Annotated in this window: 6 protein-coding genes; 3 read left to right on the forward strand and 3 right to left on the reverse strand. The window is 72.2% G+C overall.

The features are described from left to right. Positions 1 to 79: 79 nt before the first annotated feature. The 3 genes from IE290_RS15820 (at position 80) to IE290_RS15830 (ending at position 4,480) form a co-directional block, all read left to right on the forward strand. The gene (locus IE290_RS15820; RefSeq protein WP_191245757.1) at positions 80 to 1,240 is read left to right on the forward strand and encodes a glycosyltransferase family 4 protein; all 1,161 of its coding nucleotides are present in this window, start codon (positions 80 to 82) and stop codon (positions 1,238 to 1,240) included. Continuing rightward, positions 1,237 to 3,357 carry an amylo-alpha-1,6-glucosidase gene (locus tag IE290_RS15825; protein ID WP_191245334.1) on the forward strand — a complete coding sequence of 707 codons (2,121 nt, stop codon included), beginning with the start codon at positions 1,237 to 1,239 and terminating at the stop codon, positions 3,355 to 3,357. The genes IE290_RS15820 and IE290_RS15825 overlap by 4 nt, the downstream gene beginning before the upstream one ends. 106 nt (positions 3,358 to 3,463) lie before the next feature. Continuing rightward, the gene (locus IE290_RS15830; RefSeq protein ID WP_229874521.1) at positions 3,464 to 4,480 is read left to right on the forward strand and encodes an ABC transporter substrate-binding protein; all 1,017 of its coding nucleotides are present in this window, start codon (positions 3,464 to 3,466) and stop codon (positions 4,478 to 4,480) included. Between the two features lie 84 nt (positions 4,481 to 4,564). On the opposite strand, the gene IE290_RS15835 is transcribed toward IE290_RS15830, so the two are convergent. From IE290_RS15835 to IE290_RS15845, 3 genes are read right to left on the reverse strand one after another with little or no spacing between them, the layout of a single operon-like run. Next, positions 4,565 to 7,948: a non-ribosomal peptide synthetase gene (locus IE290_RS15835; RefSeq protein ID WP_191245335.1), complete on the reverse strand. Its 3,384-nt coding sequence runs from the start codon at positions 7,946 to 7,948 to the stop codon at positions 4,565 to 4,567. Then, complete coding sequence (locus IE290_RS15840) at positions 7,942 to 15,123, reverse strand: non-ribosomal peptide synthetase (protein WP_191245336.1); 7,182 nt, start codon at positions 15,121 to 15,123, stop codon at positions 7,942 to 7,944. Before IE290_RS15840 ends, IE290_RS15835 begins: the two co-directional genes overlap by 7 nt. Then, positions 15,120 to 26,570, reverse strand: coding sequence for a non-ribosomal peptide synthetase (locus IE290_RS15845; protein ID WP_191245337.1), 11,451 nt, complete (start codon positions 26,568 to 26,570; stop codon positions 15,120 to 15,122). Before IE290_RS15845 ends, IE290_RS15840 begins: the two co-directional genes overlap by 4 nt. Position 26,571: the final 1 nt, after the last annotated feature.

Raw genomic sequence — 26,571 nt, forward strand, 5'->3', positions numbered from 1 at the left:
TGCATAGTCGGTCCGAGGAGGCAGCTTGAGCAGCGCGCATCGCCCCGCGTGGAAAGCCCGATCTGTTTCGCACGCCGCCGTGCGCCGCGACGACCCCGACCGCCCGCTCCGCGTGGCGATGGTCGTCCCGCCCTACTTCGACGTTCCTCCGCAGGCGTACGGCGGGGTCGAGGCGGTGGTCGCCGACCTCGCGGACGCGCTGGTCGACCGCGGGCACCACGTCACCCTGATCGGCGCCGGCCGTCCCGGCACGAAGGCCCGGTTCGTGCCGGTGTGGGACCGCACCGTGCCGGAGCTGCTCGGCGAGCCCTACCCCGAGGTCATGCACGCGATCGCCGCGCGCCGGGCGGTGCAGCGCCTCGCCGCGGCCGAGGGCGTCGACGTGGTGCACGACCACTCGCTGGCCGGGCCGCTCAACGCTCCCGCCTACGGCGTGCCGACGGTGGTGACCGTGCACGGCCCGGTGGGCGAGGACATGGCGCGCTACTACACCGAGCTGGGCGACGACGTGCACCTGGTGGCGATCAGCGACCGGCAGCGCGAGCTGGCCCCCGGCCTGAACTGGATCGGCACCGTCCACAACGCACTGCGGCTGGCCGACTGGCCGTTTGAGTCCGAAAAGGACGACTACGCCTTGTTCCTCGGCCGGTTCCACCAGGACAAGGCGCACCTCGCGCTGGAGGCCGCGCACCGCGCCGGGTTGCGGCTGGTGCTGGCCGGCAAGTGCGCCGAGCCGATCGAGAAGGAGTACTTCGAGCGGGAGGTCCGGCCGCGGCTCACCGAGAACGACCACGTGTTCGGCGTCGCCGACGCGACCGCGAAGCGCGAGCTGCTCGCCAAGGCCCGCTGCCTGCTTTTCCCGATCCAGTGGGAGGAGCCGTTCGGGATGGTCATGATCGAGGCCATGGCTTGCGGCACCCCGGTCGTGGCGCTGCGGTCCGGCGCGGTGCCCGAGGTCGTCGTGGACGGGGTCACCGGCCTGGTGCGCGACGATCCGGCCGACCTGGTCCAGGCGCTGCACGACGTCCGCCACCTCGACCCGGCCAAGTGCCGCGCCCACGTCGCCGAGCACTTCGACGTCGGCGGGCTGGGCGCCGGTTACGAGGCCGCGTACCGGCGGGCGGTCGAGGTCAGCCGCCTGCGCCGGGACTACGCGGCGCTGGACTCGGCGCTCGACCGCGCGTACGACCAGATGGACAACAACGGACCCGCCCTGCAGCCATCCGGAGGACGGCCATGACGCCGGAGGCGTTCAACGCCGGCGAACCGGTGCCCGTGACCAGCGCGGGCGGCACGGTCACGCTCGTCGAGGGCAGCACGTTCTGCCTGTCCGGCACGAACGGCGACATCCAGCCGGGCACCTCGCACGGCCTGTTCTTCCGGGACGCGCGGCTGATTTCGCGGTGGGAGCTGCGGCTGGACGGGCAGGCCCCGCACCCGCTGTCGGTCCTCTCGCCGGAGGCGTTCGCGGCGCAGTTCGTGCTGCGCCGCAACCCGAAGCCGGGGCAGGCCGACAGCACGCTGCTGCTGGTGCGGGAACGCCTGGTCGGCGACGGCCTGCGGGAGACGATCACGCTGCGGAACCTGGGCCGGGAGAACACCGTCGCGACGTTGACGTTGCACGTCGACGCTGACTTCTCGGACCTGTTCGCGGTCAAGGAGGGCCGCCCCGCGCACGGCGGGGCGGACGCCACCGTGGCCGGTGCGGAACTGCTGCTGCGCGACCGGTCCGACGGCTCGCGCGGCCTGTCGGTGAGCGCCACCGCGGACCCGCTGACCGCGCCCGGCGTGCTGAACTGGCGCGTCGTCGTGCCCGCACGGGGCGAGTGGTCGACCGAGATCGTGGTGCAGCCGACCGTCGGGAACCGGCGGGTGCGGCCGCAGTTCGACCGCGGTGAGGAGGTCGAGGCGAGCGGGCCGGCGCGCAAGATCCGCGCGTGGCGGGACGTGAGCACGGTGATCGCCGCCGACGACCCGGTGCTCACGCAGGTGTTGCAGCGCACCGAAAGCGACCTCGGCGCGCTGCAGATCCACGACAGCAGCCAGGACGGCCGCCCGTTCGTCGCGGCCGGCGCGCCGTGGTTCATGACCCTGTTCGGCCGGGACAGCCTGCTCACCGCGTGGATGGCGCTGCCGCTGGACGTCGGCCTCGCGCTGGGCACCCTGGAGACGCTGGCGGAACTGCAGGGCAAGCGGGTCGATCCGCTGACCGAGGAGGAGCCCGGGCGGATCCTGCACGAACTGCGGCTCGGTCCGGACAGCGACCAGGTGCTCGGCGGCAGCCACTACTACGGCACGGTGGACGCGTCGCCGTTGTTCGTCATGCTGCTGGCCGAATGCTGGCGCTGGGGCGCGGGCGAAACCGCGGTGCGGGCGCTGCTCCCCGCCGCCGACGCGGCGCTGGACTGGCTGGAGCGCTACGGCGACCGCGACGGCGACGGGTTCGTCGAGTACCGGCGGGCGACCGACCGCGGCCTGCTCAACCAGGGCTGGAAGGACAGCTTCGACGGCATCAACGACGCGGCCGGACGCCTGGCGACGACGCCGATCGCGTTGTGCGAGGTCCAGGGCTACGCGTATGCCGCGTGGCTGGCGCGCGCCGAACTGGCCGACGCGTTCAACGACCCGGCCACCTCGGCGCGGTGCCGCGAGCGAGCCGAGCGGCTGCGGGAGCGGTTCGCGGAGGCGTTCTGGCTGCCGGAGCAGGGCTGGTACGCCGTCGCGCTGGACGGGCGCAAGCAACCGCTGGACGCGCTGACCAGCAACACCGCGCACTGCCTGTGGTCGGGCATCGCGACCGACGAGCACGCGGCCGTGCTGATCGAGCGGCTCAGCCGGCCGGAGATGGACACCGGCTACGGGCTGCGGACGCTGTCCTCGGCGATGGGCGCGTACAACCCGATGAGCTACCACAACGGTTCGGTGTGGCCGCACGACACGGCGATCGCGGTGGCCGGGCTGCTGCGGTACGCGCACCTGCCGGGCGCGGTGGACCTGGCGCAGCGGCTGGCGACCGGGCTGCTCGACGCGGCGGCGTCGTTCGGCGGGCGGCTGCCCGAGCTGTTCTGCGGGTTCTCGCGGTCGGAGTTCAGCCCGCCGATCCCCTACCCGACGTCGTGTTCGCCGCAGGCGTGGGCGAGCGCGGCGCCGTTGCTGCTGGTGCGGTCGTTCCTCGGGCTCGAACCGCACGTCCCGCAGCAGCGGCTGGTGGTCCGGCCGCACCTGCCCGGGCAGTGGGGCCGGGTGCGGTTGTCGGACCTGCGGCTCGGGGAGCTGACCGTGCACGTCGAGGCAGATCACGAAGTGGCCAAGGTCCGGGGGCTGCCGGAGGGCTGGGACCTGCGGCTGGCCGGGTGAACGCGATGCCGGGTGATCCGCGTCGCATCGGTGAGGGTTGCTTTCGTTAGGTTAGCCTTGCTTGACTTGGCGCACTTTGTCGCAGTTCCTTCGAAAGGGTGTTGCCATGTCTCGCAGGGTTCGCCTGCCCGGACTCCGCTCGCTCGTGGCCGCCTCGGTCGCGGGCGTGCTCGGCCTCGGGCTCGTGGCGTGTGGCAATGTGCAGGATTCGTCGACGCAGACGGCGTCCTCAGCGAGTGCCGACGCGTCGGCCTTCCCGGTGAGCATCACGCACAAGTTCGGCACCACGAAGATCGAGAAGGCCCCGCAGCGGGTGGTCGTGATCGGCACGTCCAGTGATGATCTCGACGCCGCCGTGGCTCTCGGTGTCACGCCGGTCGCCTACTTCGACAAGTCCGGTATGAACGGTGTACCGCCCTGGCTGCAGGGCAAGCTCGACCCGGCGAAGACGCAGATCATCGACGCGGCGAGCGGGGTCAACGCCGAGCAGGTCGGCGCGCTGACGCCGGACCTGATCCTGGCCACCGCGGACTACGGTCTGGAGCAGGAGTACGAAAACCTGGCCAAGATCGCGCCGACGATCGGGTACGCAACCGAGTGGGGCGCGCAGACCTGGCAGGAGCACGTGGACGTGGTGGCGCAGGCGCTGGGCAAGACCGGCGAGGCGGCTTCGGTGAAGGCGTCCGCGCAGGCCGCGATCGACCAGGTAAAGACCCAGTACCCGGCGGCCGCGGGCAAGACGTTCACCGCGTCGGTGGGCAACACGGCGGGCAAGATGTTCACCCTGGCGTCCGAAAAGGACTTCGCGGTGCAGCTGCTGCAGTCGACGGGCCTCAAGCTGAGCCCGGCCGTGGCGGACGCGTCGAAGAACGAGTCCGGCAGCCCGACGGGCACGCTGACGCCGGAGCAGTACGACAAGGTGGCCGCTGATCTGGTGATCGTCGCGTTCACCTCGCCGGACCTGCAGCAGGCGTTCGAGAGCAACCAGCTGGTGTCGGGGATCAAGGCGGGCAACTACCTGGTGACGGACATGCAGACGATTTCGGCGCTGCGGTACCCGACGGTGCTGGACATCCCGTGGGTGCTGGAGAAGTTGAAGCCGGGGTTCGCGAAGCTGGGTTGATTTCCTGACTGAAGGGCCCTCCCCGATTTTGGGGAGGGCCCTTTTGTTGGTTGCCGGCTGCCCGTTTCGGCAACCGGCAATCCCTCACAACTGCGCGTTCAAGTCCTCCTCCGACAGCGCGTCCACCTCCAGGTAGATCTCCGCCACCTGCTCCAACCGCCCCGGCACCGACTGGTCCGCCACCAACCGCGCGGCCATCGCGCCCACCGTCAGCGTCGAGAACAGCGTCCGCACGGTCACCTCGGACGTGTCCAGCGCCTCCCGCAGCCGGCCGACGATCATCGTCGCCAGGACGGAGTCTCCGCCGAGCGCGAAGAACGGGTCGTCGCGGCCGACGCGCTCCACTCCGAGCACCTCGGCCCACACCTTGGCCAGCACCTGCTCCAACGGCGTCTCCGGCGCCACGTACGTGTCCGCCGACGCCTGCCAGTGCGCCGCCACCGCGCGCCGGTCCACCTTGCCGTTCGCGGTCAGCGGCAGCGCGTCCAGCACCACCACGCGCGCCGGGACCATGTGCGGCGGCAACAACGTCCGCACGAACTCCCGCACCTCCGAACCATCGACAGCACCCCCGACGGCCGCCACCAGCTGGTTCCCGGCCACGCCAGCGACACCCCGGTGCACCCCGGGGAACTCCGCCAGCGCGGCCTCGACCTCGCCCAGCTCGATCCGGACGCCCCGCACCTTGACCTGGAAGTCCCGGCGCCCCAGGAACTCCAGCGTGCCGTCCGGCCAGTACCGCGCCAGATCACCCGTCCGGTACCAGCGGCGGCCCTCGTACGTCACGAACCGGTCCGCCGTCCGCGCCTCATCACCCCGGTAGCCGTGCGCGACCCCGTCGCCGCCGATCCACAGCTCCCCCGCGACCCAGTCCGGGCAGTCCCGCCCCCGCGCATCCACCACCCGGCACACGACGTTCCGCAACGGCGTCCCGTACGGCACCGACCGCCACGTCGACGGCACTCCGTGCACCTCGCACACCGTCGAATGAATGGCCGTCTCAGTCGTGCCACCCAGCCCGGCGAACCGGCACCGCGGCGCCTGCTCCGCCACCCGGCCGGGCAGGTCCGTGCCCACCCAGTCACCGCCGAGCAGCACCGTCCGCAGCCCGCTCAGCTCCCCCGGCCGCGCCGCGGACAGCAGCATGTCCAGCAACGCCGGCACGCAGTTGACCAGCGTGACCCGGCGCGACGCGGCCAGCTCGACCCACTGCCGCGCCTCCTTGCGGTCGCCCTCCTCGACCAGCACGACCGCGCCGCCCGCGGACAGCAGGCCGAACACGTCGTACACGGACAGGTCGAAGTCCAATGCGGACACCGCGAGGCACCGGTCGTCGGCGCCCACGGAGAACCGCTCGTCGAGGTCGTCGATCGTGTTCATCGCCGCCCGGTGCGGCACCTCGACGCCCTTCGGCTCGCCGGTCGAGCCGGACGTGAACAGCACGTACGCGATCTGCTCCTCGTCCACCCGCACCGGCTCGGCCAGCGGCTCGTCCGCCTCCTCGGCGGAGGTCAGCACGTGCTTCACCGCGGCGATCCGCCGGATCCGCTCCGCCCGCGCCGGAGGCTGGTCCACCCCGATCGGCACGTACCCGGCGCCCGCGGCCAGCACGCCGAGCACCGCCGCGATCTGGTCCGGCCCCTTCGGCAGGCTCACCCCGACCAAATCGCCCGCGACGACACCCTTGTCCTGCAACGACTTCGCGATCCGCAGTGCCCGCTCCCGCAGCGCGCCGTAGCTGAGCACCCCATCGGCACCCCACAGCAGCGCGGGCGCGTCCGGCTGCGCGACGGCACGCGAGAAGAACCCGTCCTGCAGCAACCGCCCGCTGCGCGGCCCGTCGGTGGCGTTGACCCGCGCCCGCACCTCGGCCTGCTCCCGCGGCAGCGCGCCGCCGACCGGCTGCTCCCACGCGTCGTCCTGCTGCCCGAGCCGGGTGATCAGGTCCTGGAACGCGGCGAACATCGCGTCGATCATCCCGGCCGGGAACGCGTGCTCCCGCACGTCCCAGTTGATCAGCAGGCCCTCGTTGACCTCGGTGACCTGCGCGTCCAGCAGCACCTGCGGGCCCTGCGAGATGATCCACACGGCCTCGCCGAAGCAGCGCCGCACGCGGGCGTCGAACAGCTCGCCCAGGTTCAGCGCGCTGGTGAACACCACCGGCGCGAGCACCTGCTCACCGTGGTGCCGGGACAGGTCCCGCAGCACCTCCACACCCGAGTAGGCCGCGTGCTCGGCGTCGGCGTGCATCCGGTCCTGCAGCGCCTTCGCGTGGTCCACGAAGGACGCCTCGGTCGAGAAGTCGACTTCCAGCAGCACCGAGCTGGTGAAGTCGCCGACCAGCTTGTCGACGTCCGGGTGGGTGCTGTGCCGGTCGAACATCGGCAGGTTCATCAGGAACCGCGGCTGCGCGCTCCACGACGACAGGGTCTCGGCGAACGCGGCCGCGACCACCATCGCCGGGGTCAGGCCGTGCTCGTGCGCGCGGGCGCCGAGGCGCTTGCGGTCCTCGGGCGCGAGCCAGTGGTGCCGGCGGGTGACGCGGGTGGCGTCGGCGCGCTCGGTCTCCGGCACCAGCGGCAGGTCGGGCGCGCCGGGCAGCTCGGGAATCCGCCGCTGCCACCACTCGCGGGCCTTCTCCTGCTCGGCCTGCCGGGTCACCGCGCGTTCGGCCAGGTAACGCGGGTAGCTGTAGTCGATGGGCGCCAGGTCGGCTTCCGGCTCGTCGTAGAACCGGGCCAGGTCGGACAGCAGAACGCGGTAGCTCAGCGCGTCGGCGGCGAGCATGTCCACGTCGACGTGCAACCGTGCGCGGTCCCCGGGCCGGCGGCTGAGCTGGATCTTGAACACCTCGCCGTTGGCGACATCCAGCCGGGCGTGCGAGGAGGCGTCCCGCAGTCCCTCGAGCTTCCGCGCTTCCGCCTCTTCGTCGAGGTCACGCAGGTCGTGCACGAGCAGCGACGGCTGGGCGCGTTCGGGCAGGATCCGCTGGCGGCCGTCGTCGAGGAAGGCCGCGCGCAGCATCCCGTGCCGGGCGACCAGCTTGCGCACGGCGACGTCCAGGCGCCGCGGGTCCAGGTCCGGGCCGTCGAACTCGACGTAGAGGTGCGCGGCGACCGAGCCGAGCGTGGTCTCCTCGTCCCGGCCGATCCAGTACGCGTGCTGCATCAGCGCGAGCGGGAACGGCTCGGTCTCATCGACCTCGACGGTCACCTCGGGCTCCGGCGCGACACCGGCGGCGGCCGACAGGATTTCGCGCCAGCCGGCCAGGGTCGGGTTCTTGGCCAGCTTCGCGAAGCCGACCTTGATGCCCTGCTTGCGCCACTTGTTCGCGACCTGCATGAGCTGGATCGAGTCGAGGCCCCACTCGATGAGGCTGTCGTTCTCGGACAGCTCCGCCGCCTCGGGCCCCAGCAGGTCGGTGACCTCGCGCAGGAGCTCTCCCACCGTCGGCTGCTGACTCACCACGTGCCCAGCTCCTCTTCGAACTCGTCGATGTCTTCTTCGGAAACGTCCACCAGTGCGGTGTCCACCGCGGTCGGCGCACTGCTCAGCGCCTTGCGGAACAGCTCGGTCAGCTCGGGCAGCGCGGGCCCGGTGATCGCGACGCGCAGGTGCCCGTCGACGCTGACCGCGTTGACCTCCATCGCCCACTGCGGGACGCGCGGCGGCACCCGCAGCATCGGGGCTTCGGGCGCGACCGACCACGGCTCGCCGGTCCCGGTCCGCAGGCGGCCGAGGTAGTTGACGACGATCGTCGGCTCCGGGAGGCCGAGCGGGCGCAGCAGCCCGTAGCCGAGGCCGTGGTCGGGCAGGCTGTCCAGCTGCTCACGGACGTCCCGCAGCCGCGTGCCCGGCCGCAACCGGAGCGGGAAGATCGTGGTGAACCAGCCGACCGTGGCCGACAGGTCGGCCCCGAGCTGTTCCTCACGACCGTGCCCCTCGACGGCGATCACCGCGTCCCCGCGCCCGCGCCAAGTTTCCAGCGCCTCGGCGAACGCGCTGATCAGCAGTTCCTGCACCCCGGCCTGTTCGGCGCCCTCGGGCAGCGGCACGCTGAACTCGGTTTCGTGCCGTTCACCGCCGGGTTCGAGCACCGGATCGGCGCCGTCGAGGATTTCCCGCCACAGCTCGGTTTCCGCACTGCGGTCCTGCGCGGCGAGCAGTTCACTCCAGCGCCGGAACGACGTGCCGGTGCGGGTCAACGCCGTGCCGCGCCAGGCTTCGGCGAGGTCGTCCATCAGGATCCGCCACGAGACGCCGTCCACGACGAGGTGGTCGGCCACGACCAGCACCCGCTCCGGGAACCGGACGACCTGCACCAACCGCTCGTCGGTGAGCCGCTCGCGCGCGGCGCGCAGCTCCGCGTCCAGGTCACCGGTGGCGTCCCGGACGATCTCGGCCGCGTCGAACGATTCGCCCGGGACTACCAGCGAGCCGTCCCAGCGGGCGCGGAGCACGTCGTGGCGGTCTAGGATCGCCTGCACCACCCGTACCAGGCCGTCCCGGGTGAGGCCGTCGGGCGCGACCAGGAGCATCGCCTGGGCGAGGCCGCGTTCGCTCCAGCGCATGATCGGCGTCGGCTCGATGCGGCCGGTGCCGTCGTCCGCGTCCGAAACGGCGGTTTTGGCGACCGCGGCGAGCCCGGCCGGGGTGCGCTGCTCGAACACCTGCCGCGGCGTGATGGTCAGCCCGGCCTTGCGGGCGCGGCTGACCAGCTGGACGGACACGATGCTGTCGCCGCCGAGAGCGAAGAAGCTGTCCTGCGCGCCGACCTCAGCCAGGCCCAGGACCTCGGCGAACAGCCGGCACAGCAGCGCTTCCCGTTCGGTGGCGGGCTCGGCCTTGCCCGCCAGCGCGGCGAAGTCGGGCGCGGGCAGGGCCTTGCGGTCCAGCTTGCCGCTAGGGGTCAGCGGGAACTCGTCCAGCTGGACGATCGCGGACGGGATCATGTGCTCCGGCAACTGACGGGCCAGGCTGTCCCGGTCGGCCTCGCCCAGGACGTAGGCGATCAGGCGATCGTCCCGCACCACCGCGACGGCGCTGCGGGCACCGGCGCGAGTGAGCGCGACCTCGACCTCGCCCAGCTCGATCCGGAAGCCACGCAGCTTGACCTGATCGTCGGCGCGGCCGAGGAATTCGAGCACCCCGTTTCGGTGTTTGACCAGGTCACCGGTGCGGTACAGCCTGGATCCGCCCGGCGCGGCGACGAACCGGGAGGCGGTGAGCCCGGGCCGGTTCAGGTAACCCCGGGCCAGCTGGACGCCGCCCAGGTACAGCTCACCGGTGACGCCCGGCGGCACCGGCCGCAGGTACCGGTCCAGGACGTGGACCTGCGTGTTCCACACCGGCCGTCCGATGGGGACCGTGCCCTCGCCTGCGCCTTCGGTGCACGGCCAGTAGGTGACGTCCACCGCGGCTTCGGTGGGGCCGTAGAGGTTGTGCACGTTCGGTCGCGCCAGGTCCGACGGCAGCGCCTCGCCGCTGCAGATCACCCGCTTCAGCACCGACAGGTCGCCACCCGCGGACACGAACGCCCGCAGCATCGACGGCACGAAGTGCGCGGTGGTGACCCGCTCGCGGGCGATCAGGTCGGCCAGGTACTCCGGGTCCTTGTGCCCGTCGGGCTTGGCGAACACCAGCGTCGCGCCGGTGATCAGCGGCCAGAAGAACTCCCACACCGACACGTCGAAGCTCGACGGGGTCTTCTGCAACACCCGGTCCTCGGGCGTGAGCCGGTACTCGTGCTGCATCCACAACAGACGGTTCACGATCGCCCGGTGACTGACCACGACACCCTTGGGGCGGCCCGTGGAGCCCGAGGTGTAGATGACGTAGGCCGGGTTGTCCGGGCCCGCCGCACGCAACTCCCCCTCTTCATCCAGCGAGGCAGGAAGGACCACGGTGGGCTGGGCGTCCTCGATCATCATGCTCAACCGCTCCGCCGGATACGACGGATCCAACGGCAAGTACGCACCGCCCGCCTTGTGCACGGCCAGCAGCGAGACGATCAGATCGAGCGAGCGGTCCTGCCGCACACCCACGATGTGCTCCGGGCCGACCCCCGCGCCCGCCAACCGGCGCGCCAACGCACTCGCGCGGGCATCGAGTTCGGCATAGGTCAGCGACTCGCCCTCGAAGACCACCGCGGTGGCGTCCGGTGTGCGCGCGGCCTGGGCCGCGAACAGTTCCGGCAAGGTCGCCGGAGGAACTTCCCGCACCTCACCGGCCGGGAGCACGTCCTCCGCGGTGAGCACCGAGGTCGCCGACAGCCGGCGGTCCGGGTCCGCCACGAGATCGCCGACCAGGCGCATGAACCGGGCGACGAGGTCGTCCACTGTGGACCTGTCGAAGAGATCCGTGCTGTAGACGAGCCACCCGTCGATGCCCGCGTCCTGCTCGAACAGGTGGAACGACAGGTCCAGGCGCGCCGCGTAGAAGTCGACGTGCTCCTCGCGCAGCGAGGCGTGCCCGAACGGCACCGGCCCACCGGGCGCCCGCTGGTAGGCCAGCATGACCTGGAACAGCGGGTGCCGGCCCATCGACCGCGCCGGGTTGAGCGCCTCGACGAGTCGTTCGAACGGCAGGTCCTGGTGCGCGAACGCGTCCAGGTCGGTGCGCCGGACCCGCTCGACGAGCTGGCGGAACGTCGGTTCACCACTGAGGTCCGTGCGCAGCACGAGGTTGTTGACGAAGAACCCGACCAGGCCATCGAGGGCGTCGTCGGTGCGGCCGGCGACGGGCGCGCCGATCGGCACGTCCTCCCCCGCGCCCATCCGGCCGAGCAGCAGGGCGACGGCGGCCTGGACGACCATGAACGTCGTGGCCCCGGTCTGCCGCGCCAGCTCCGCGAGTGCCCGGTGGGTCTCCGGCGGCAGCTGGAACCGCACCGCGTCGCCGTGGAACGACGGGTCCGCTGGGCGCGGGCGGTCCGTCGGCAGGCTGATCTCGTCCGGCAGGTCAGCGAGCTGCCGCGTCCAGTACGCGAGCTGCGTGGACGCCAGGCTGTTCGGGTCGGCGTCGTTGCCCAGCAGGTCCCGCTGCCAGAGCGCGTAGTCGGCGTACTGCACCGGCAGCGGCGCCCAGCCGGGGCCGCGGCCCTGCAGGCGGGCCGTGTAGGCGGTGGTCAGGTCGGCCAACAGCCGTTCGGCGGACCAGCCGTCGCTCGCGATGTGGTGCGTCAGCAGGGACAGCACGTGCGAGTCGTCGTCGCGGAACAGCCGGGCCTCGAACGGCGGCTCGCGGTCCAGCTCGAACGCCCGCTGGGCGGCCTCGCGCGGGGAACCGTCGTCGAGGATCAGCGGCGGGATCGTGTCGAGAACGTGCTGGTAGGGCTTGCCCTCGAACTCCGGGTAGATCGTGCGCAGCACCTCGTGCCGGCTCACGAGGTCGGCCAGCGCGGCCCGCAGCGCGTCCACCTCGAGCGGGCCGTCCAGGCGCACCGCGAACGGCACGTTGTAGGTGGCGCTCGGGCCTTCCAGCCGGTACAGGAACCACAACCGCTGCTGCGCCGACGACAACGGGATGCGGCGCGGGCGCGGCATCGGGGTGAGAGCGGGCCGCTTTTGCGTGCCGCCGTCGAGCGCGGTGGCGAGACGGGCGACGGTGGGCTCGTCGAAGACGGTCCCGATCGCCACGTCGATGCCGAGGTCCGCGCGGATGCGGCCGACGAGCTTGGTCGCCAGCAGCGAATGCCCGCCGAGGGCGAAGAAGTCGTCGTGCCGCCCGACGCGCTCGACGCCGAGCAGGTCGGCGAACAACGCGGCCAGCGCCCGCTCGCGCTCGGTCTCCGGCTCTTCGGCCACGGTGGCGGCTTCCGGTTCGGGCAGTGCCTTGCGGTCGAGCTTGCCGCTGGGGCTGAGCGGCAGCTCGTCGAGGAACGTGATCACCGACGGCACCAGGTGCTCGGGCAGGGTGGCGCCCAGCTTCTGCCGGATGGTCGCCGCATCGGTGCCGGGCTTGGCGACGACGTACCCGATGAGCTGCTGCCGCTCCGGCCGCGCGACCACCCCGGCGCTCACGACCTCGGGCAACGCGGTCAGTGCGGCCTCCACCTCGCCCAGCTCGACGCGGAACCCGCGGATCTTGACCTGGTCGTCGGCGCGGCCGAGGAACTCCAGGGCGTCGCCGGTGCGCCGGACCAGGTCGCCGGTGCGGTACAGCCTGGATCCGCCCGGCGCGGCGACGAACCGGGAGGCGGTGAGCCCGGGCCGGTTCAGGTAACCCCGGGCCAGCTGGACGCCGCCCAGGTGCAGCTCACCGACGGCGCCGGGTGCGACCGGCCGCAGGTGCCGGTCCAGCACGTGGAGCTGCGTGTTCCACACCGGCCGTCCGATGGGGACGGTTCCGGTGCCGGCGCCATCGGTCACCGGCCAGTGGCTGACGTCGACCGCGGCTTCGGTCGGCCCGTACAGGTTGTGGACGTGCGGCAGCTCGCGCGCGAGGTCGGACGGCAGGGCCTCGCCGCTGCAGATCACGCGGCGCAGGGTGCTCGGCCGCGCGCCGGACTCGACGAACGCCCGCAGCATCGACGGGACGAAGTGGACGGTGGTGACCCGCTCCCGCGTGATCAGGTCGGCGAGGTAATGCGGGTCCTTGTGCCCGCCCGGCTTGGCGAACACCAGCGTCGCGCCGGTGATCAGCGGCCAGAAGAACTCCCACACCGACACGTCGAACGATGACGGCGTCTTCTGCAACACCCGGTCCTCGGGCGTGAGCCGGTACTCGTGCTGCATCCACAACAGACGGTTCACGATCGCCCGGTGGCTGACCACAACCCCCTTCGGGCGGCCGGTCGAGCCCGAGGTGTAGATCACGTAAGCCGGGTTGTCCGGGCCCGCCGCACGCAAGTCCCCCTCACCTTCCAGCGAAGCCGGAAGGACCACGGTGGGTTGGGCATCCTCGATCATCATGCTCAACCGCTCCGCCGGATACGACGGATCCAACGGCAAGTACGCACCGCCCGCCTTCAGCACCGCCAGCAGCGAGACGATCAGATCCAGCGAACGGTCCTGCCGCACCCCGACGATGTGCTCCGGCCCCACACCCGCGCCCGCCAACCGGCGCGCCAAGGCAGTGGCTCGGGCATCCAGCTCGGCGTAGGTCAGCGACTCGCCCTCGAAGACCACCGCGGTCGCGTCCGGTGTGCGCGCTGCCTGTTCCGCGAACAGCTCCGGCAGCGTCGTCGCCGGCACCTCGCGCACGTCACCGATCAGCGCGGTGTCCGGGAAGAACTCCAGCCGGCTGACCGGCCGCTCCGGCTCTCCCACCGCGGCGGCGAGCAGCGACTCCAGGTGCGCGAGGAATCGATCGATGGTCGAGGCGGTGAACAGCTCCGTCGAGTACGTGGCCTCGACCCGCATCTCGCCGTCGACCAGGAACGCCTCCAGCGCCAGGTCGAACTGGGTGGTGTCGTTGTGCACCGTCTCCCAGCTCGCCTCGACACCGGGCAGGTCGAAGCCCTGCAACCCCTGGGTCAGGAACAACAGCATCACGTCGAACAGCACCGACCGGCCCGGCACGCGCGGCGGCCGCAGGCGCTCGACGAGCAGGTCGAACGGCAGGTCCTGGTGCGCGTACCCCTCGGTGCACACCCGCCGCACCCGGTCCACCAGCTCGGCGAACGACGGGTCGCCGGACAGGTCCGCACGCAGGACGAGCGTGTTGCCGAAATTGCCGATCAGCCGCTCGACCTCCCCGGCGTCGCGGTTCATCGACGCCGACCCGATCGGCACGTCCGTCGCCCCGGTCCAGCGGGACAGCAGCGCCGCGTACCCGGCGAACACCACCATGAACGGCGTGACACCGCGGGCCTGCGCGAACTCGGCGATCCGGTCGGTCACGGCCCGGTCGAAGGTGTGGAAGCGCCGGTCACCGCGGTCCGACCGCGCGGGCGGGCGCGGCAGGTCGGTGGGCAGCGGCAGGTTCTCCGGCGCCGGGGTCAGGTCACGGCGCCAGTAGTCGAGATCGCCGGCCAGCTTCTCGTCGGTCAGGGTCTTCCGCTGCCACACCGCGAAGTCCGCGTACTGCACCGGCAGCGGGTCCAAACCGGACGGCTGTCCCGTCGTGTCCTCCCGGTAGAGCGCGGACAGGTCGCGGGAAAGGGTGTTGAACGTGTAGCCGTCCCACGCGATGTGGTGCACGGTCAGGACCAGCACGTGGTCGTCGTCGCCGCGGCGCAGCAGGCGCAGCCGCAGCGAGTGCTCCTTCGCGAGGTCGAACGCGTGCGCCGACTCCTCGCGGGACACCCGCTCGACGGTCCGGTCCCGGTCCTCTTCGGACAGCCCGCGCAGGTCCGACTCCGGCATCGTCACCACGGCGTACGGGTCGACGATCTGCCGCGGCTCACCGTCCGCGCCGGCGACGTACCGGGTGCGCAGGATCTCGTGCCGCTCCACCAGCCGCTGGAACGACCGGTGCAGCGCGGCCTTGTCCAACGCGCCGCGCAGCGTGATCGCCAGGCACACGTTGTAAGCCGGGCTGGCCGGGTCGAGCTGCTGCAGGAACCACATGCGCGACTGCGCGTAGGACAGCGGCAGATCGTCGTCGGAGTCCCGCTTGGGGATCGACGTCGTGCTGGCCAGGCCGGCCTGGGCCAGCCGTCGGCGCAGCAGCTCACGCTTGCGGGCGGCGAGGTCACTCACCGGGGGCCTCCTTGCGCGATCAGGGTCAGCGCGGCGAACCACTCGCGGGACAGCTGCTGGATGCGATCTTCGGTGAACAACGCGGACGGCCACTGCCAGTCGGCCTCCAGCGTCGAGCCGCGGACCAGCACGTTGAGCACCAGGCAGTACGGCGCGGGCATGTCGTCGTCCACGCCACCGCCCATCGCGCCCACCTCGGGCGCGCCGGACCACGGCTCGCTGTCCCGCTCGCCGACGGTGAGCCGGCCGAGGTAGTTGAACTCCAGCTGCGGCTCGGGCAGCGCCTCCAGCTCGGCGGCGGTGTCCGGGTTGAGGTAACGCAGCAGGCCGTGGCCGATGCCCTTGTCCGGCAGGGCGAGCTGCTCGTTCACCCGGACCAGTCCCTGGTGGACACCGCGCGTGAGGTCACCCGGGTCGACGCGGACCGGGAACACGCTGGTGAACCAGCCGACGGTGCCGGACAGGTCCGCGCCGGGAACGATCTGCTCCTCGCGGCCGTGTCCCTCCAACGCGAGCAGCAGCGAGGTGCCGCCGTCGCCGCGCCAGCGGGACACCGCGTGCGCGAGCCCGGCGAGCAGGACGTCGTTGATGGTGACGCCGTGCCGTTCGGGCACCTCGGTGAGCAGCTTGCCGGTCACCTCCGGGTCGAGGAACGTCCGCGTGGCCCGCATCGACGCCCGGGTGTCCACCGCCGGGTCGAGGCGGCGGGTGCCGAGCACCGGGTCCGGGCCGGACAGGATCTCCCGCCACAGCGGCATTTCGCTCGCCTTGGCCCGCGCGACCTCGGGCAGAGCCTGCGCCCACTCGCGGTACGACGTGCCGACCGGCGGCAGCTCCCGGCCCGCCCACAGCTCGGCCAGCTCGGGCACCAGCACACCCCACGACGCGCCGTCCACGACGAGGTGGTGCAGCACGATGAGCAACCGGCCGGAGCGGTCCGGGCCGGTGTCGAACCAGACGAACCGCACCATGTCGCCGGACGGCGGGTCGAGCCGGATCTCCCGCATCAGGCTCGGCAACCGCTCGGCGATGTCCCCGTACGCCAGGTCGCGGGCGTCGATCCGGGTGACGCAAGCGCTTGCGTCCACCGCGCCCCGCGAGCGGACGACGAACGTCCCGTCGAAGGTCGCGCGCAGCACGTCGTGCCGGTCGAGCAGGAGTTGCACCAGCTCACGCAGCCGGCCGAGGTCGAGCCCCGCCGGCGTGCAGAGCATCCGGGCCTGGCTGAGCTGCCCGTACGGCTGGTTGCGGTTGAGCCAGTGCAGCATCGGCGTCAGCGGGACCTCGCCGATACCGGCGTCCGAGGCCTCGCGGTGCACGGCCTCCCCGGCAACCTGCGCCAGTGCCGCGACCGTGCGCTGCTCGAACACGTCCCGCGGGGTGAACGCCAGCCCGGCGCCGCGGGCCTTGCTGACCAGCCGCATCGACACGATGCTGTCCCCGCCGAGCGCGAAGAAGCTGTCGTCCGCGCCGACCTCGGGCAGGCCCAGGACCTCCGCGAACAGGGCAGCGATGCGCTTCTCCAGGTCCGTCGAGGGCGCCCGGCTGATGGTGTTCGCGTAGTCCGGCGCGGGCAGCGCCTTCACGTCGAGCTTGTCGTTGCGCGTCAACGGGAAGGACTCGACCGCGACGATCGCGGCCGGGACCATGTACTCCGGCAGCGCCGCCGCGACCTGCTCGCGCAGACCGTCCGTGCTGCTCGCGACGACGTAGGCGACCAGCCGCTTCACGCCGGGCGTGTCCTCGCGCGGCACCACGACCGCGCGTTCGACCCGCTCGTCGCGCAGCAGCACGGCCTCGATCTCGCCGGGCTCGATGCGGAAGCCGCGGATCTTGACCTGGTCGTCGACGCGGCCGAGCAGCTCGATCAGCCCCTCGGCGTTCCAGCGCGCCACGTCGCCGGTGCGGTACATCCGGGTTCCGGGCTCGCCGAACGGATCGGCGACGAACCGTTCGGCCGTCGTGCCCGGCCGCCGCAGGTAGCCGCGGGCGAGACCGGCGCCGGACAGGTACAGCTCGCCCTCGACACCGGGCGGGCAGGGCCGCAGGTGCCGGTCCAGGATGTAGGCGCGCGCGTTGCCGACCGGCGAGCCGATGCACGGGTTCTCGGTGCGGTCGAAGTCGCACGCCGCGGAGTCCACAGTGCACTCGGTCGGGCCGTACAGGTTCCACACGGCCAGGTCCGGCTCGTCCCGCAGCGACCGCCACAGCTGCGCGGGCACCGCCTCTCCGCCGACGCCGAGCACCTTGAGCGCGCCGCGCCAGCCTGGCTCGGTGGCGACCTGCGCGAGCAGCGACGGGGACAGCTCGACGAACTCGATCTCGTGGTCCCGCAGGAACGCCCGCAGCAGGTCGGCGTCGCGGCGGGTGTCCGGCGGCACCAGGTGCAGCTCGTGCCCGGCGAACATCCACAGCATCGGCTGCCAGGACGCGTCGAACGCCATCGGCCAGGCGTGCGCGACCCGGAGTGGTCGGCCGACCCGCGCCCGTGCCGGGTCGAACAGGTCGGTGCGGTGGCTGACCAGCAGGTTCGCGATCGAGCTGTGCGGCACCACGACGGCCTTGGGCGTGCCGGTCGAGCCGGACGTGTAGATGACGTACGCCGGGTGCTGCGGCTTCGCGCGCGTTGGCGGGTCGTCCGTGGAGCCGGTCACTTCGGGCAGCTCGGTGAGGACCAGCTTCGGGGCGGCGTCGGCGAGCATGAAGTCGATCCGCTCGGCCGGCCAGTCCGGGTCGAGCGGCAGGTACGCGCCGCCCGCCTTGAACACGGCGAGCAGCGCGATGAGCATGTCCGGCCCGGCCGGCATGCGCAGCGCGACCACGTCCTCCGGCCCGACGCCCTGCTCGATCAGCACGCGGGCGACCTGGTTGGCGCGCGCGTTGAACTCGGCGAAGGTCAGCCGGGTGTCTCCCGCCACGATCGCTACCGCGTCCGGGGTTTCCCGGGCCTGGTCGCGCAGGACCTCGGGCAGCGTGGTCGCCGGAGCGTCCAGGATCTTGCCGGTGCCGATGCGGCGCAGGTCGGCCTGGGTCTCGTCGCCGAGCAGGTCGATGGCCGTCGCCTTCTGCGCAGGGTCGGCCGCGAAAGCTCCCGCGGCCCGGCGGAACCAGCCGCTCAGCGACTCCGCCCACGCCTCGTCGAACGTGTCCGGCCGGTACTCGAAGACGACCGACAACCGCTCCTCCGCGGCGACCGCCAACGTCAGCGGGTAGTGCGTCGAGTCCTCCACCTCGACCCGGTCGATCGCGATCCCGGCGGCCCGCTCGGCCTCGCTCACCGCGTCGAAGTCGATCGGGTAGCTCTCGAACACGACCAGCGTGTCGAACAGGTCGCCGTGGCCGGCCTCGCGCTGGATGTCGGTGAGGCCGAGGTACTGGTGATCCAACAGCCGCGCCTGCTCGTCCTGCACGCCGCGGAGGACGTCCAGCAGCGAGCCACGCACGCGGACGCGCACGGGGATGGTGTTGATGAACAGGCCGACCATCCCGTCCACACCGGACAGATCAGCCGGGCGGCCGGAGACGGTGGCGCCGAACAGCACGTCGTCGCGGTTGGTCAGCCTGCCCAGCACGAGTCCCCACAGGCCCTGGACCACGGTGTTGACCGTCAGGCCGTGCTCACGGGCGACCGCGTAGAGCCGTTCCGTGGTCTCCCGCGGCAGGTCGAGGCGCAGCTTGCCGGGCCGCATCGGCACCCGCGACGCGGCGGGGGCCAGCAGCGTCGGTTCCTCGACGTCGTCCAGCGCGGCCAGCCACGCCTCGGCGGAGGCGTCGCGGTCCCGCTCGGCGAGCCAGGCCAGGTAGTCGCGGTACGGGCGCGGCGACGGTGGTTCGGCGCCGGCGTAGAGCGCGAGCAGGTCCCGCACCAGCAGCGGCAGCGACCAGCCGTCGAGCAGGATGTGGTGGTTGGACAGCACCAGCCGGTGGTCCCGCTCGCCCAGCTTCACCAGGGTCATCCGCAACAACGGCGGCTCGTCCAGTGCGAACCGCTCCGCCCTGTCCCGCGCCAGGAACTCACCGAACTCGTGCTCGCTCAACGTCAGCTCGGCCCACGGCAGCTCGGCCGCGCGCCGGATGACCTGCTTCGGCTCGTCCGCGTGCACGAACGCCGCCCGCAGGTTGGGGTGCCGGACCAGCAGGTCCTGCGTGGCCCGGCGCAGCCTCGCCGCGTCGACCTCGCCGGTGAGGCCCAGCACGAACTGGACGGTGTAGACGTCGTCCGCGCTTTCGTCGTAGAGCGCGTGGAAGAGCATGCCCTGCTGTAGCGGGGACAGCGGCAGGACTTCGTCCGCCTCCTCCGCCGAGGCGAGGTCACGCAGGGCGTTCTGCCACTTCCCGATGAGACGGTCTACTTCGGAGTCAGCGAACCGGCCGGTCCACGACCAGGTGGCCTTGAGCACCGGTCCGTCCGGCCCGTCCTCGGTGACGACGTTGATCTCCAGTGGACGGTGCTGGGTGTCCGGCGACGGCAGCTTCTCCGCGGCCGGCACCCAGTAGCCGTCGCTGACGTCGAACCGGCCGAGGTAGTTGAAGCCGACCTCCGGTTCGGCAACATCGGTCAGCTCGTCGTGCAGCCAGCGGAGGATGCCGAACCCGATGCCGTTGTCCGGCACCGCACGCAGCAGCTCCCGGATCTCTGGTGGACTCGCGGCGGCGGGCAGCTCCACCGGGTAGACGCTGGTGAACCAGCCGACCGTGCGGGACAGGTCCGCTCCGGGTACCAGGTGCTCCTCGCGGCCGTGGCCCTCCAACGCGACCAACCGCGGCTCGCCGAACGCCTGCGCGAGCGCGCTGAGCAGCACGTCCTGCACCCCGGCCCGGAACTTGCCCGGCACCTCGGTGACCAGTTCGGCGTCGAGCGTCAGCTCCCGGCGGCCCGCTGTGCGAGCCGGGCGTACGTCCGTCGAGCCGGTGCGCGGCAACGACTTCCACACGTCGGCGCTGGCGGTCGGCAGGTGCCGCGCCCACCAGCGGAACGACGTGGGCACCGGGTCAAGCTTGGCCGGGTGCCCGGCCGCGCGTGCCTCCCAGGCCTGCGCCAGGTCCCCGGCGAGGATGCGCCACGACACCCCGTCGACGACCAGGTGGTGCAGCACGAGCAGCAGCCGGCCGGGCTCGGCCCCGTGGTCGAACCACACCGCCCGCACCAGCACGCCCGCCTCCGGGTCGAGCGCGGCGACCACCTCGGCGTACTTCGCGTCCACCGGGGTGTCCCCGGGGACATGCTCAAGCACGTCTGTCACGGAGCCGGGCGGGCGGACGTCGAGCACCTCACCCCGCAGCCGGGCACGCAGCAGGTCGTGGTGGTCGAGCACGTCCTGCAGCACGCCGGCGAAGACCTCCGGGCCGTCCGCGGGCGGCACCCGCAACAGTGCGGCCTGGGCCATCTTCGGGTCGCCGTTCTCGAGCCACCACCGCATCACCGGGGTCAGCGGCACCTCGCCGACACCCTGCGCCCGGTCCCCGTCGGCGACCACGACATCCGTGTCGACGGCACGGGCGAGGGCGGCCGCGGTCTGGTGCTCGAACACCTGGCGCGGCGAAATTCGCAGCCCGGCCGCGCGCACCTTGCTCACGAACTGGATGGACAGGATGCTGTCACCGCCGAGGCCGAAGAAGTTGTCCTCGGCGCCGACCTCGGGCACCCGCAGCACCTCGGCCATCACGCGGCAGAGGATCCGCTCGGCCTCGGTCTCCGCGGCCCGCCCACCGGCGGTCGGCTCCGGGCCGGGGTCGGGCAGCGCCTTGCGGTTCACCTTGCCCGACGGCATCAGCGGGAACTCGTCGAGGAACACGAACCGGCGCGGCACCATGTGCTCGGGCAGGCGGGTGCGCAGCCAGTCGCCCAGACCGTCCACTTCGGCGCCCAGGCAGTAGCCGACCAGTCGTTTCGGCTCGTCGCGCACCAGCACGACCGCCCGCCGGACGCCCTCGTGCTGCTCCAGGACCGCCTCGATCTCCTCCAGCTCGACCCGCATCCCGCGGATCTTGACCTGGTTGTCGGCGCGGCCGAGGAACTCCAGCGTGCCGTCCGGCTGCCAGCGGGCCAGGTCGCCGGTGCGGTAAAGGCGCGAACCGGGCGGGCCGAACGGGTCGGCGACGAAGTGGTCGGCCGTCCGCTTCGGATCGTTGATGTAGCCACGGCCGAGGTACACGCCCCCGGCGTACAGCTCGCCGGGCACGCCGACCGGCACCTGCTTCAACTGGGGGTCCAGCACGTACAGCCGCGTGTTCCCATTTGGGCGCCCGATCGACACGGCCTTGCGCACCGCGCTCGCGTCCCGGTACACGACGTGGCTGACGCCGATCGTGGCTTCCGCCGGGCCGTACCCGTGGTACATGATCGCGTCGCTGACCGCGCGGAATCGGGCGAACAGCTCCGGCGTCAGCACCTCGCCGCCGCACCAGACGTGCTTGAGCGACCGGCCCCGCTCGGCGAATCCGTCGAGCCCCACCAGCAGGTCCAGAATGGACGACGGCAGGTAGGTGAAGGTGACCGCGTGCCGTTCGATCAGTCCCAGCAGGTACTCGATGTCCCGCTCGCCGCCCGGTTCCGCGATCACCAGCTTGCCGCCGGTGACCAGCGGCAGGAACACCTCGTTGATCGAGATGTCGAAGCCCATCGGCGCCTTGAACAACGCCGCGTCGCCCGGCCCGAAGCCGAGCATCTCGCGCTGCCACAGCAGGCGGTGCGTGATCGCGCGGTGCCGGATCATCGCGCCCTTCGGCTTACCGGTGGAGCCGGACGTGTAGATGACGTAGGCCAGACCCTCCGGCGGCACGCGCACGCCGAGGTTTTCCGGGTCCTCGTTCGCGAGATCGACGTGCACGACCGGCACGCCCAGCTCCCGCACCGGCCCGTCGTGCTCCGGTCCACTCAGGATCGCGGTGAACCGGGAGCTTTCCGCCACCTCAGCGATGCGCCGGTCCGGCCACGACGGCTCCAGCGGCACGAACGCGCCACCGGCCTTCTCGACCGCGACCAGGCCGACCACCAGCTCCAGCGACCGCTCCCAGTGCATCCCGACGGTCCGCTCTGGGCCGACCCCCGCCGCGACGAGCCGCCGCGCCAGGTGGTTGGCCTTCGCGTTCAACTCGGCGTAGGTCAGGCTGCGGTCGTGGAACTCGACGGCCACCGCGTCCGGGGTGCGAGCGGCCTGCTCCTCGACCATCTCGGTCAACGTCGTGTGCGGCCGCTCCTCGGCGGTGTCGTTGAACGCCGCCAGCTGGGCCCGCTCGTCGTCGCCGAGGATCTCGGCCAGCCCGACCGGCTGGTCCGGCTGGGCGACCAGCGCCGTGAGCAGCCGCACCAGCCGCTGCGCCAGCGCATCCACAGTGGACTCGTCGAACAGGTCGCCGGAGTAGCTGATCAGGCAGGCTTGCGGGCCGAAGTGGAACGCGAGGTCGAACTTGGCCCCGGTGAACGCGGGGTCCAGCGGTTCGGCCACGACGTCCGGCAGCTCCAGTGCCGCGGTCGCGGGGTCCCTGTGCGACACCATGATCTGGAACAGCGGGTGCCGCCCGGGCGAGCGCGGCGGGTTGACCGCCTCCACGACCCGCTCGAACGGCAGGTCCTGGTTCGAGTAGGCGTCCACGTTCGCCTCGCGCACGCGTGCGAGCAGGTCGCGGAACGTCGGGTTGCCGGACAGGTCGGTGCGCAGCACGACCGTGTTGACGAAGTACCCGACCAGGTCGTCGAGCGCTTCGTCGGTGCGGCCGGCGACCGGCGTGCCGAGCGGGATGTCCTCGCCCGCGCCGAGGCGGGACAGCAGCACGGCGGTGGCCGCCTGTGCGATCATCAGGTCCGTCACGCCGAGTTTGCGGGCCAGCTTCGCCAGCGACGCGGTGAGCGGGGCGGGGAATTCGACGGTGACGTTGCCGCCTTCGCGCGTCGGGTGCTGCGGGCGCGGCCGGTCGGTGGGCAGCGGCAGTTCCTCTGGCAGGCCTTCGAGGCGCTTCAGCCAGAATTCGCGCTGGCCGTCGACCGGGATCTCCGCCAGCCACCGCGTGTAGTCGGCGTACTGGACCGGCAGCGGCGCCCACTCCGGCGCGCGACCTTCGCGGCGGGCGGCGTAGGCCACGCCCAGGTCGCGCAGCAACGGCCGCGCCGACCACTCGTCACCCGCGACGTGGTGCACGACCAGCACGAACAGGTGCTCGTGCGGGCCGATGCTCGCGACCTCAGCCCGGATCGGCGGTTCCTCGCCGAGCCGGAACGCATACCGGCTCGCGCGTTGCACGAAGCCGTCGGCCAGGCCGTCGTGGCGCTGCACCGGGAACCGCTCGAACGGCGGCAGCACGCGCTGGCCCTCGGCGGTGAGCAGGGTGCGCAGGGCGTCGTGGCGGTTCACCACGTCGGTCAGCGCCTGATCGAGCGCGTCCAGGTCGAGCGGGCCGGTCAGCCGCGCGGCGAACGGGATGTTGTAGACCGGCGAGGGACCGTCCAGCTCGTGCAGGAACCACAGGCTGCGCTGCGCCGGCGACATCGGCATCAGGCCGTCGTGCTCGCGGCGGGTCAGCGGCGGACGCGCGGTGCCGCCGTCCAGGTGCCGTGCCAGGCGCGCGACCGTCGGGGCGTCGAAGATCGCCCGGATCTGCAGGTCGGCGCCGAACGTGCGGCGGATGCGGCTGACCAGGCGGGTGGCGAGCAGCGAATGCCCGCCGAGGGCGAAGAAGTCGTCGTCGCGGCCGACCCTGGGCACGCCGAGGACCTCGGCGAACAGCTCCGCCAGGATCTCCTCGCGCGGGTCGCGGGCCTCGGCGCTGGTCTGCGTGATCCGCGGTTCGGGCAGCGCTCGCCGGTCCAGCTTCCCGCTCGGGCTGAGCGGCAGCGCGTCGAGCACGACGATCGCGGACGGCACGAGCTGCTCGGGCAGCGACTCGGCCACGCTCCGCCGCAGCGCCGCCGGGTCCAGGCCGTCGCCGACGACGTACCCGACCAGCTGCTGACGGACGGCGTGCACGGCGGCCGCGGCGGCGGTGACCCCGTCCAGCGCGAGCAAGGCCGCCTCGACCTCACCCAGTTCGACGCGGAACCCACGGATTTTGACCTGGTCGTCGGCGCGGCCCAGGTACTCCAGGGCGCCGTCGGCGATCCAGCGCACGACGTCCCCGGTTCGGTAGAGCCGCGAACCGGGCTCGCCGAACGGGTTGGCGACGAACCGGGAGGCGGTCAGCCCCGCGCGGTTGAGGTACCCCCGGGCGAGCTGTACTCCCCCGAGATACAGCTCACCCGGCGCGCCCGGCGCCACCGGACGCAGGAACCGGTCCAGCACGTAGGTCTGCGTGTTCCACACCGGACGTCCGATGGGGACGGTCGTGGCATCGGCGCGCACCGGCCAGTGGGTGACGTCGACCGCGGCTTCGGTCGGCCCGTACAGGTTGTGCACCTGGGCGAATTCACTCGCCTGCCGTGCCAGCTCCGGCGGCAACGCCTCGCCGCTGCAGATGATCCGCGCCGGCCCGCGCCCGGTCTCGACGTACTGGGCCAGCATCGACGGCACGAAGTGCGCGATGGTGATGCGCTCGCGCTCGACGAGTTCGGCCAGGTAGCGCGGGTCCTTGTGCCCCTCCGGTTTCGCGAACACCAGCGTCGCACCGGTGATCAGCGGCCAGAAGAACTCCCACACCGACACATCGAAGCTCGACGGGGTCTTCTGCAGAACCCGGTCGTCGAGCGTGAGCCGGTACTCGTGCTGCATCCACAACAGACGGTTCACGATCGCCCGGTGGCTGACCACAACCCCCTTCGGGCGGCCGGTCGAGCCCGAGGTGTAGATGACGTAGGCCGGGTTGTCCGGGCCCACCGCCCGCAACTCTGCTTCATCCCGCAGCTCGGTGGGAAGAACCACGGTGGGCTGGGCATCCTCGATCATCATGCCCAGCCGCTCTGCCGGATACGACGGATCCAGCGGCAGATAAGCGCCACCGGCCTTGAGCACGCCCAGCAGCGAGACGATCAGATCGAGTGAGCGGTCCTGCCGCACCCCGACGATGTGCTCCGGCCCCACACCCGCCCCGGCCAGCCTTTTCGCCAGCACGGTGGCGCGGGCGTCCAGCTCGGCGTAGGTCAGCGCGGTGCCCTCGAAGACCACCGCGGTGGCGTCCGGCGTGCGCGCGACCTGCTGCGCGAACAGCTCCGGGAGCGTGGTTTCCGGCACCTCGGCGGCGGTTTCGTTGGGCGCCACCACGACTTGCTGCCACTCGTCGGCCGGCAGCGGTTCCAGCCGCGCGACCGGCGTGCCGGGCGCGGTGACGAACCAGCCGAGCACGTCCTGCACCCGCTCGGCGATGCGCGCGACCGCGGCGTCGTCGAAGCGCGCCGGGTCGTGGTCGATGCGCAGCACGAACTCGTCGCCGGGCACGACCAGCAGCGCGAGCGGGTAGTGCGTCGCGTCCCGCACCTCGACCCCGGCCAGCGGTGAGCCGGCGACGTCGGTGCCCGGGTAGCTCTCGAAGACCACGAGCGTGTCGAACAGCGCGGGCTGCCCGGCGGCGCGCTGGATGTCGGCGAGCCCGAGGTGCTGGTGCTCCAGCAACCGCGCCTGCTCGGCCTGCACCCGCGCGGCCAGCCCGGCCAGCGGCTCGCCCGGCGCGAGGCGCACCCGCACCGGCACGGTGTTGATCAGCATGCCGACCATCGACTCGACGCCCGGCACCTCCGGGTTCCGGCCGGACACCGTCGCGCCGAACACCACGTCGTCCCGGCCGGTCATCCCGGCCAGCACCAGCGCCCACGCCGACTGCACCAGCGCATTGACGGTCACGCCGTGCTCGCGGGCGGCCTGGGTCAACGGCTGCCCAGGCAGCGAGAACTCGGCCCGCCGCGGCAGTCCGCTCGACGGGCCGTCGGCGACGAGCGTCGGGCCGTCCAGATCGGACAGCGCCGCGGCCCACGCCTCCTCGGCCGCCTTGGTGTCCTGTTTGGACAGCCAGGTCAGGTAGTCGCGGACCGGCCGCACCGGCGAAAGCGCTTCCCCGCCGTACAGCGACAGCAGCTCACGCACCAGGATCGGCGCCGACCAGCCGTCCCACAGCAGGTGGTGCGAGGACAGCACGAGCACGTGCCCGGAACCCCGGCGCACCAACGTGAACCGCAGCAACGGCGGTCGCGCGAGGTCGAACGGCTCGGCGCGGTCGTCGTCCAGCAGGCGCTGGAACTCGCCGTCGTCCGGGCAGTCCACCACGCGCCACGGCACCCGCACCGACCGGCGCACGACCTGCACGAACTGGCCCGAGGACTGGGTGCGGAACCCGGCCCGCAGGTTGGCGTGCCGCCGCACCAGCTGCTCGGCCGCCTCCCGCAGCCGCTCGGCGTCCACCTCACCCGTCAGCCGCAGGACGGTCTGCACCGTGTAGACGTCCGCGTGCTCGTCCAGCAGGGCGTGGAAGATCATGCCCTGCTGCAACGGGGTGAGCGGGAGGACGTCCTCGACGCTCGACGCCACC

It is taken from the genome of Amycolatopsis deserti (assembly GCF_014653945.1).
Taxonomy (GTDB): domain Bacteria; phylum Actinomycetota; class Actinomycetes; order Mycobacteriales; family Pseudonocardiaceae; genus Amycolatopsis_E; species Amycolatopsis_E deserti.